General features: G+C 36.8%; 3 protein-coding genes. All 3 read left to right on the top strand.

Annotation, left to right across the window (positions count from 1 at the left end; genetic code table 11):
* Positions 1–188 precede the first annotated feature (188 nt).
* Positions 189–7,478 (top strand): GEVED domain-containing protein, encoded by a 7,290-nt coding sequence (locus I3259_RS15590; protein WP_238030486.1) that lies wholly within the window; start codon positions 189–191, stop codon positions 7,476–7,478.
* 467 nt (positions 7,479–7,945) lie between these two features.
* Complete coding sequence (locus I3259_RS15585) at positions 7,946–8,428, top strand: hypothetical protein (RefSeq protein ID WP_238030485.1); 483 nt, start codon at positions 7,946–7,948, stop codon at positions 8,426–8,428.
* Between the two features lie 93 nt (positions 8,429–8,521).
* Complete coding sequence (locus I3259_RS15580; protein ID WP_238030484.1) at positions 8,522–11,863, top strand: hypothetical protein; 3,342 nt, start codon at positions 8,522–8,524, stop codon at positions 11,861–11,863.
* Positions 11,864–11,911 lie beyond the last annotated feature (48 nt).

The following is an 11,911-nucleotide window of genomic DNA, read 5'->3' as shown; positions in this document are numbered from 1 at the left end:
GTTCGTTAGCCCCAGCAGAAAATGGCTATGTGACCTATCGCGTTAAAGTGAAATAGTTTATAAAACAGTCTAATAATAAAAATAATTCGTGCATTATTAAAAATAAAACTTTGGCTTATATCTTGCCTCTTTTGTTAAAAATGATTTGAATTTTTAATTTGAGAAAAGATATATACGCCGAGGTTTTTATGAATCTTAAAAAATTCAATAAAATACTTTATGTTAGTTTATTTTTATTCATTAATTTCTCATTAATGAGTCATGCTTCTGAATTAATATGTAGTGATTCAACTCAAGTAGTCAATGGCGCCAGCATTACTACGTTAGACAATTATAATAGTGATCCAGCAGATGGGTTCAGTGGCATGTCTATTGTTGGTGATGAACTTGTTTCTAGCGCCGCAAATTCGGTGGGTAACCCTCTTAAACGTTTCGAATTAGAAATTCTCTCTCCCGGAAGTAGTTTTACTTACCCTATTGGTATTGAAATTGAATTTCGATTAAAAGGTGGGTGGGTTGCTAATAGTGATACAGACCCGATGTTTTGGTTAACGGATCATCAAAATATGAACGGTGTCTTAATTGGTGATAATGCGTTGTGGGTAGGTAGTCATGCAACATGGAATGGGATCAATCAGACTATAAATTATACCAATAAATCTGTTAATAATATGACCAATAATACAGGGCGTTTAACAGATAGCTTTAAGCGCTATCGGATGAAAATGTATGTGCAATCTGATAATTCAACCACCATTCAATTAACAACAATGCAAGACGATGGCACCGTTATTGAAACCTCGCCAGTCAGAACAGGGGTATTAAGCATTGATCCTGCTAATGGTATTTATTTCGCTCATACCACTCATTTTAATGATCATGCTAATAATAATTATCATTTTGGTGGGGCCAATTTTGTTGTGAGTGATAGTAGTGCTTGTGATTATGGTGATGCACCAGATCCAAGTGTTGGCACAATGAATGGAAACTATGAAACATTATCTGTATCAGGAGGTCCAGCCCATCAAATTGATGGTGTTATTTATTTAGGAACAACTGCTCCAGATGTTGATAGTAATGCTTTTTTTGATGGCGTTGATATCAATTTGAATGCAACTGATGATGATAATGAAGGGGATGCAGAAAATGATGAAGATGTGATTTCTAATGCGATCATTGTTTCTGGTACTGAACATACTTTAACGGCTATTTGTAATGATTATGATGCAATAAGTGGTGACTTAGGGGCTACTGTGCATGCTTGGCTTGATATTAATCAAAATGGGGATTTTGAAGTTAGTGAATATGCTTCAGCAGATTGTAATGATTTGTCTGCTGTTAGCGATGGTTCCGCTACATTATCTTGGAGTGGACTCGTTACCACTATAGGTGATAGCTATTCGCGTTTTAGAATTACAGACTCAACTCTCATTGATGATGGTGTAACTAGTAGCGATGAACGTGCTTATGGATCAGTAAAAAATGGCGAGGTTGAAGATCATCAAATATTGATTACCCCAGTCGTTTCTGGTTTTGTCTTTAATGATAATGGAGGCGTAACAGGGATTAAACATAACGGTACTAAAGAGGGTGATGAAAGTGGGTTAGGTATTGCGGTTAATATTATCGCACACGATATAACAAATAATATTTGCTATACCACAACCTCAGATGCTTTAACGGGAGCTTATCAATTATCAGTACCTGTGGGTAACTATGATATTTATGAAGCAGCACTTGAGGTTGATATGGTCAACCCAACTTGTCCACCTACTGCGGGAATACTTGATCCATTAGCGGGTGGATATGATGGTGCGACAATTGGCGATCCTATCAATCATCATTCGAGTAGTTCAAATGTTCAAACTGTCAGTGTATCAGCGAATATTGCAGATATTAATTTTGCTGATTTTTCTTATACCCCTTATCCAACGTGCTCTAAGTTTGCGTATTTATTAAAAAATGCACCAACAGATATTACGAGTATTGATTTAGCACAAGGGACTGTAACCCCCTTATTTGATGATGTTTTAGCGAGTGCGATAGGGGTATTTGGTGGTAGTGGATATAATTTTATTACGAATACGATTATTGGCGATAATATTCGGGAAGATGATGATGTATTAATGATTGATGGTAATGGTGATGTATTTATTTTACCAATTACCAATTCAACGATGGCACAAAATAACTACAATAGTGGCGATATTGATAATAATGGGGTTTTATACTTACTTCATAGTAATGGTACTGAAATGTATCAAATTGATGTGAATCCCAATAGTGCGACTTATTTACAACAACTCAGTGTGATCTCTACTTCAGCGCCACCTATGGCTGATTGGGCATTCAATCCTGTAGATAATCAACTATATACATTAACAATAACCGCTGAACTTTATCGTTTTAATCCAATAACAGGGGGAAGAACAGCACTTGGCAGCGTTGGGAGTGCTGGTATCACTAATTCGGGATGGGGAGCGGTGTATTTTGATGAACAAGGGTTCATGTATGCAGCACAGAACCCATCGCCAGGTCGGATTGTTCGTATTGATATTACAGATCCAAATCTTGGATTGAATAATTATGTGGCAGAAAACTTTACCCAAACGAATTCATCCACAGTTCAAAATGATGGTGCGCGTTGTCGTTTCGCAACTATTTTAATTGATTGGGGGGATGCGCCGGATAGCTATAGTACGTCATTGTCGAATGATGGGCCTCGGCATTTAATCACAGGAGCAGCACCCTATCTTGGTATGTTATCTCCAGATCGTGAAAGTGATGGTCAAGTATCGTTATTTGCAGATGGAGATGATAATAATGGTGCAAAACCCGATGATGAAGATGGTTTTATTTATACTGAGATTAATTCAATTTTAGTTGGTGGAGATACTTATTCTATTACTGTGCCAGTTGTGAGCTCTGGAGATGATAATCTTTACGGCTGGATTGATTTTGATAATAACGGTGTTTTTGAAACTGAAGAAAGCGCCATGGTAGCAATAACGTCAAGTGGAAATGCGACACTAAATTTTATTGTTCCGAATGATGTTATTATCAATGATAAAAGCTTTATTCGTTTACGTGTATGTTCTGCGTCAAAAAGCTGTGCAGAACCGACGGGAAGTGCAGGTGATGGTGAAATAGAAGATCACCTTATAAATTTGACGCCCATTGGTGATCTTGAGCTGACATTAAGTCTTGATCCAACTTCAACAGTGACTGTGGGCGTACCATTTAATGTCATTGCGAGTGTGATGAATAATGGTACAACAATCGTCTCTAATACCACGTTATCTTTCCCTATTCCTTCTGGTTATAGTTTTGTTCGTGCTTACCAAGGTGATGGTGTAACACCATTAACAACAGCTGAATATGATCCTGTTACTGGGATTATTGATTTGGGTAATGTCGGTACTGGTTTTAATGATTATGCGATTATTCGTCTCGCACCTCAAAGTCTCACTGCGGGGAGTATTGATGCTGAGATTAAGACGGCAGATGTACAAGATATTGATTCAACACCGGATAATGGCTTTTCAAATGGTGAAGATGATACTGATGCTGTCACCCCTGTAATTACAAATGTTATTCAACCAGCAACATGTGACGCCCCAAGAGCATATGCAGGAGAAGATGCTTATGTAGATACTAATGGCGAATATATTGTGACGCCAAATCAAGGAGATAAAAAAGGGTATCTATGGAGTCTTGATTTTATCGATCTAAATCAGCCGCTATATGCAGAGTTAGCAGTTTATTTAGGTGATCGCAGTGCAAATTCTGGAGGGGCGGCTGGTGAAATAGGCGCAGATGGAATGACCTTTGTATTATCTGCTGATCCACGAGGAATTAATGCTATTGGTGGTTTCGGTGGGGAATTAGGAGTCGGACCCGTTAATGGTGGTAATCCTGTGTCACCATCGATCGTTTTTGAGTTTGATACTTTTGACAATACTTTTTTAGGTGCGACAGATGATGCCGTAGGAGGCCAATATATCGATCACACTGGCGTATATCTAAATGGTCAAATTTATAATACTTCTCCAGCGACAACGCTAATACCTGCGACATCAGTTAATAGCGGTGAGTTGGAAGATGGACGCTATCATATTGCTCAGTTTGAATGGGATCCTACAACGAATATTTTTACCTATAAACTAGACGGACAAACGATTGGATCTTTTACACGTAATATTCGAACCGATTTAGGAACAAATACAGTACGGTTTGGTTTTACAGGCAGTACAGGGGCTGCATGGAATTTACAAAAGGGCTGTTTTACTGCAGCACCGAATGTTTTAGGTTCTGACTACGGAGATGCGCCTGACACGACAGTAGCAACCGGATATCGTGATTATCAAACCACTTATCAAAATGGCGGTGCTCAACATGTGCAAAGTGATATTAATGATGATGGTAAAATTGACTTATTGTTAGGCGATGAATGGGATGCCGATATTGGCACTTTACACGATAATTCTGCAACGGCAGATGATGCTAATCATATCGCTGATGAAGATGGAGTAATTATATCATCAAGCATGACGGTTGGGACTAATAGCCATATTAGTATTAACGTAACAGAAGATCCTATTCGAGCTGAAACAGATGTCTATATTTATGGCTGGATTGATTGGAATCAAGATGGTGATTGGTTAGATCAAAATGAGCAAATTATTACTGAAACCAGCGGAATATTAGGAGTAAATAATTATACTCTCTTTGTTCCTGCGACGGCTGCAATAGGGTATACCTACGCAAGATTTAGAGTATGTGGTCGTAATGATTGTACGACACCATTAGGATTAGCATCAGATGGTGAAGTTGAAGATTACCGTATTTTAGTGTCGGACCTTATTCCTAATACAACGTGTGATGTTATTGTCCAAACACGAAAGCCTCAAGCAAGCAGTGATTATAATTATAACGATTTAGATATTACGTCAGATCCCCTGTCATGGAATTATTTAGTGGATCCGATTGCCATCACAAATTTATCTAATTCAAATAATATTAATGCGATTGGTTTTAATCGCAATACAGGGCTGTTTTATGGCACCGTCACTGATATGTCAACAACAGATCGTGAACACCACCTTTTTGTTACAGATCGAATAGGGACAAGTTTTATTGATTTAGGAGAGATAACGGCCGTTGGCACGTCAACGATTAAACGCTTAGATACTGGAGACAGTTTTACGTTTAATCAAGGTGATAGGTTAAGACATACGGGGTATGGATCAGCCCCCGGAAAAGTCTTAGCTTCGCCAACTGCCGGAGATATTAGTCAAGATGGTTCAACATTAGTCATCTGGAGAACCAGTTGGGACTCTTTGGTTAAAGTTGATATTGCAACACAAACATTTACCACTGTTTTGTTAGATCTGACTACATTAGGTACATCTGTTGGTGGTGGTAATGTTGATGTTGGTGCTGATATTGCTATTAGTGCGCAGAATGGGCTCGGGTATTTAGTTGATTTTGTTGGTGGCAATTTATATAGCCTTAATATTGATACCGGTGTCGTTGTAGCGACATCGTTGAATTTTGTTGGTGTAAAACCAAACCTTGATGCTAATAATAAATTGCAACCTGGCGGTTTAGTAATAGATGATTGGATTAATATTTATGCGTTTACCAATGGTGGGCATCACGATAGTGATAATAATGGCACGATAGATCTGAATACAAAAGCCAGTGTTTATCAAATTAATGTTATTTCTCAACGTACAGGATTTATGCTAGAGACTGATGAGACGCAGTTACAAGCGAATGATGCTGCCGGTTGTATTGAAGCAATTGATTATGGTGACGCTGACAGTAGCTATGGCCAAGCATCACATCCTTATATTGATTTAACCTTAGATGGTAATGCAGATATTCAGATTGGTGCATTATGGGATCCGGAATTTTTATCGTGGTATAGCATGGATAGTGATGCAGACGATAATCATGGTTTGGATGATGAAGATGCGAGTATTCCTGCTTCTATCATTGTTGAAACAAGTACGCCATTGTTAGTCGATATTATTGGTAATGGGTTTATTAATATCTGGGTAGATATTAATAATGATGGTGATTTTTCTGATCAGAATGAGCACGTTGCAATTGAAACCACTGTTATTAATGGGCTTAATACTATTCCTATAGTATTAGATGCAACAACTGCTGCAGGGTTTAATGGTGACACTGTAATGCGCTTACGAGTTTGTTCCTCTCTTGGTGATTGTAATACATCGACAGGAACAGCAAATGATGGAGAGGTTGAAGATCACCGTTTTACATTACTTAATCGTATTATTTTAAGAGGAACTGTATTTCAAGATAACGGTAAAGGTATAGGGGCTGTTGCTCATGATGGGTTACAGAGTAGTAAAGAACAAGGTATAGCAAGCTATGTAGTACAAGCTATATATAAGGGTGTTGGAACGACGAGTTATTCTACTGATGATATTATTACCAGTACCGTAACTTCGGGATCTGGATTTTATCAATTAATATTGCCAGTCGAAGTCGCTAATCATGATATTTTATTAAAAGTAATACAACAAGCGTCATGGATTGATATTAGTGAGTCTGATTTATCTTTGATAGAACAAGCTGTATCTCCAAATATAAATAATGTTACTGATAGTCAAATATTATTAAATCCATCTGCTGGCGATATCATCACAGGGATTAATTTTGGTAAAATTAAAACGTCTGAATTAACAGCAAATCGATATTCTGAAGTGATTCCTGGAAGTATAGTATCATTTACTCATCGGTTATCTGTCTTTAGTGATGCGAGTGTGTCTTTTTCTTTACTTAATCGTCAAATTTCACCATCTAATAATTTATGGTCGAGTATGATTTATTATGATGAGAATTGTAATGGAGAATTAGATATAGACACAGAGACAATCATTAGTAGTCCTATTAATATTAATAGCGATCTGATTTCTGAGATCTGTCTTTATATTAAAACATTTGTTCCTAAAACTTCAATAATAGGAACGACATATCAATATACATTACAAGCAAGCATTAACTATCAAGATCTGGCAGACACTGAACATGGAGTTATGGAGTTAGAAAATAATCTTGATGCTATAAAAGTAATAGTTTCTGATAGTGGTCAATTAGAAATTAATAAAACAGTTAGAAATGTGACTACAAATGGTATTGAAAGTATTAAAAATAAAGCAACACCAAATGATGTATTAGAGTATATGATTTATTTTTCTAATAATGGAAATGCTTCTATTGATAATATTGTACTGTTTGATGCAATCCCTGAATTCACTAAGTTATATTCAGAGATTACTTGTCATTCATCTATAACATCTATTCCTATAGGCTTATCATGTAGTGTACTAACGTCTGATGGAGATAATACTATAGGCTATGATGGCAGCATATCATGGCAGATAAGTGGTGTATTAGAACCACGTGTTAGTGGGTATGTAAGTTATCAAGTGATTGTTGAATAATAAGATTAAAAATCATAATTGAGATATTTTAAACTTTTATACGTTAGGTTGAATTAAGCTTAAGGCATAAGAGACTGTTATAGTTCATAGTTATATGAGTTCGAGGTCTTGTGTCTTTATTTTTATATTACTAGTAGTAATATAATTAAAAGTTTTTGTCTTAAAAATAATATCTACAATTTTTTTTACAATAAACACTATTTTGATAATTTAAAGATATCAATTTCAAACAAAAATAACTAATAAAGTTTTTCTTAAATAAAAGATGGTTGTTATACCTGTTTGGTTTATATTTCCATATGTTGATTTATTTTAAGATTGATTTTTATTTTGCGATGTGTTTATTAGCTTTTTGCATTTTCATATGAAATTTAAATGTTTTTTAATTGAAAAATAACATCTTTATTTTTGGCATATATATAGCATTGTCTTTATCGCAACATTAACTTAAATGGATGAGGTGTACTGTGAAAAAACTATTACTAATTTTATTTACTAGCGTAGTGATGTCTTTCTCGGTTTATGCTGAAGATATTGAACCACTATCAAGTAAAATGGATGCATATGTTGTAATGATAGATAAAGAGGGAAATGAAAAACTAGAACCTGCTGATGAAGTTGTACCAAATGATAAAATTGAATATCAATTAACCTATACAAATAATACAGATAATCAATTAAAAGGACTGGTGATTACAGGTCCTATTCCAAAAAATACATTTTTTGTTTCTGGTACCAACAATACAAAAATTAAATCTGAATTTGTTGTCAGTATCGATGGAGGACAGACGTTCGAATCTGAACCAGTAAAAAGAATAGTGATGCAAGATGGAAAAGAAGTTGAAGTCATTATTCCACCTGAAAAATATACCACTATTCGTTGGATGCCTAATGTGCCAATTGAAGCAAAGGAGAAACAAGTGTTCACATACCGTATAGAAGTTGAATAAGCGGTAGTGAAATATTATACCCCATGCTAATGCAAGGGTTTAGCTACATTATCGTAAATTAACTTAATGACCTCTAATAAAGGTAACCACTTTATGAATACGCATTTTAAACCTATAAGTCGATGGGTTGCGGCGGGACTCATAACGATAGGTGCAAGTACTATTACTAGCCAAGCCCTTGCAGCTACGCAAATTCCTGCTGGAACTGAAATTAGAAACTTAGCTACAGTCTCTTATGAAGATTCTTTGAGCAATAAATTTACAGCGGATTCTAACGAAGCCATTGTAACTGTTGCGCAAGTTTATAGTGCTGAGATAGAAGCAGATATCACTAAATCAGCAGCTCCTGGTCAACCAGTAACATTGGCGCATACCTTAACCAATACCGGTAATGGTACAGACTCTTATAAATTAACATATACACAAGGATTACCAGCGGGTGATGCCCGAGGTACAGATACGATCAATGCTGATAGTATTATTATGTACCACGATAAAAATGGTAACGGTACTGCAGATACTGGTGAACCAGTAATTAATAATGATGATGTAGTCAGTGTTGGTCGAGGTCAATCTTATGACATTATCTTGGTGGCAGCAGTTCCTGTTACCGCTGTTGGTACAGATACGATTGGGATTACATTGACGGCTAAAGCCTATGAAGGCACAAGTGGTCCTGTTACAGGAGCTGTATCAGATGAAGGTATTGATTACGACGGTGCACCTGATACTAATGCTGATTTAATTAGAATTACAACCGATGCAGTTGTTAATATAAATAAAACAGCAACCCATATTGTAGGCGCAGGTACAGAGGCAAGTTTAGGTATTGAAGTTGATACCGATGGAGGAAATGATTTACCTGTTAACTTAATTAAATATGAGATTAAAGCGACAAATACTGGTAATAAAGCAGCAGAAAAACTTGTGATATTTGATGGTGTACCAGAAGGGACTGTACTTGTAAAAACCAGTACTGGTAGTCTTTATAATCCAACCAGCTCAGGTTTTCTTGGTATTAACGGCGATACGCCAATAACTGCTGAAGATGATATAACAAACGAGGCTTTGGTAGGTGTTGATTTAGATAAAGATGGTAACCAAACTGATAATGGTGAGACTGATTTAGATGGTGGTTTAGATCTTAACGGAAATGGCAGTGATACTGATATGGGTATCGCTGGTGTTTACGCCATTGATGAATCACTAGCTCAAAGCTCTTCAGTTTTAATGACTTTCTATGTTGCGTATTCTCCAAGTTTAGTACCTGGTGATACAGAGTTTTATAACACTGCGTATGCTTGTGCGGATCTAGATGGTGACAATGCTTATATTAGCCCTGGTGAGTGTAATGATCCAAATCCACAAACAGCCGGTCCAGATACATCAGATAAAACGAAGACTGATTCTGAAACAAAATATGGTATTGACATTACAGATACTGGTATAAATCACAATGGTGACTTTACTGGTAATGGTGGTGGTGATGATGATGGCACTTCAGATGATATACAAACTGTAGATACTGCAGCTGCAGGTAGTGAAGTTATCTTCTTCAACATAGTGACCAATGAAGGTAATGTAGACGATATCTTTAACCTTTCTTACGACACAGGCACCTCAACATTCCCTGCTGATACTATTGTTGAATATTGGAACGCAGATGGTTCAGCGAAGCTGGTAGATAATTCATCTCCAACTGATAATATTGATGATACTGGGCAAATTTTCGCATCAACGTGTGATAATTCATCGCCACAAACATTATATGGCTTCACAATTAACTGTAACCAGAAATTGATCCGTGTTGTGGTTAAGTTGCCAGCAAATGGAGCTAAAACAACGGAATCAACCATGACGGTGACAGCAACGTCTAATGGGGATAACTCACTATCAGATACTAAAATTGAAAAGTTGGGTGAAATTTCCGCACCTACCGTTGATGTCGCAAACAGACCATTTACTACCGCAGAGATGGACGTCAGTGTTGACGTACAACCTGTCGATGTTTCAGATGGTTTTGATAAAACAGATGTTGCTCAACACTTCAATGATGTTGCGTTAGGTAGTATTGTTAATGCAGATATTTATATTGCAAACAAAGGTGGTGTTAGTGATTCATTCACATTAGGGGCTGAAGGTAGTTATAACACCGGAAGTTCCTCATGGAATGCTGCTTTACCTGCTGGTTGGTCAGTAACTTTTATTGATAACGGTATTACAAATGGTTTAACGGGTGCTGTTATTAAAGCTCCATCAAGTACAGTAATTACTCAAACGTCAAGTTTGGCACCTAATGCTGTTCAGCACGTAATAGCTAAAATATCTGTACCTTCTGATACGGCACAAGCTTTAGCTAATAGTAATCAAGCAGATGCTATTGATGGTAATGCAACACCTGATGGTGATTTAGATTACATCATCTCTATTGTTGTTACATCTGACTCTACATTAGCTAGCAACCGTAAGGTTGAGGCCATTGATGTGGAATCATTCGCAGCTATTGCTATTTCGCCAACAGCGCGTAACCAACAAGTAGAAGCGGGTGGTACTGTTAGTTATGCTCATACATTAACGAATACTGGTAATACGACTGAAGATATTTTACTAACTTCAACAAACAATAAACCTGGTTTCTCAAATACTATTCTTATTGATATTAATGGTAATGGTACGTTAGATACTGAATTAGGTAATGTTTGTTCAATACTTGGTGGTTCAGGTACAGTTGATGTCTTACAAACAGATAACGTCACGGTTATTACTGTCGAAGTTACATGTGATGATGCAACTGATACCACGCCTGAGTTTACCCTTGAACCAGGTGAAAAAATCCCTATGTCTGTTACAGTCTTAACGCCTAATAGTGCAAGTAATGGTCTTGTTAACATTACTGACATTAAAGGTGAAACGACGGGGGGATCAGGTCTTGAGGTGAATGCAAAAGACTCAACTAAAATTGTTGAAGGTCAAGTACGCTTACGTAAGTATGCATCACTAGATGGTAATTGTGATGGCGTTGCAGATAATGATAAAGACTACCGTGTTCAATATGACGATATTAAACCTGGTCAATGTATTATTTGGAAACTTGTGGCAATAAACCAAGGTACAACTGACGCAATGAATACTGTCATTTCAGATCAATTGACAGGTTATACTGAATTTGCAGATGTTAGTGGCAATATTGGTGGATTACTTGAGTGTCGTAATATGACAGATACGGGTGACATTAAGCAACCAACGAGTGCAGATTACGCATTGAAATTTGATGATGTAGGTCCTTTATGTAACCCATCAGCAGGTACGGGTGGTGATATAGACAGTGCTATTACTGTTGTTGCTGGAGAATCAAATGTAATCTTTACCGTAAATGGTCCATTGGTTGCAGGTGATATCGCTGTTGGCCAATTTGTAGTAAAAATCAAAGAATAACCTATCACGCCTCCCTTATATAAGGGAGGCTTATTAAGCTTATTTAAA

This window comes from Photobacterium sp. Ph5 (assembly GCF_022129445.1).
Lineage (GTDB): Bacteria > Pseudomonadota > Gammaproteobacteria > Enterobacterales > Vibrionaceae > Photobacterium.
The sequence above is the reverse complement of the archived record's forward strand: the minus strand, read 5'-3'. Positions and strand labels throughout refer to the sequence as shown.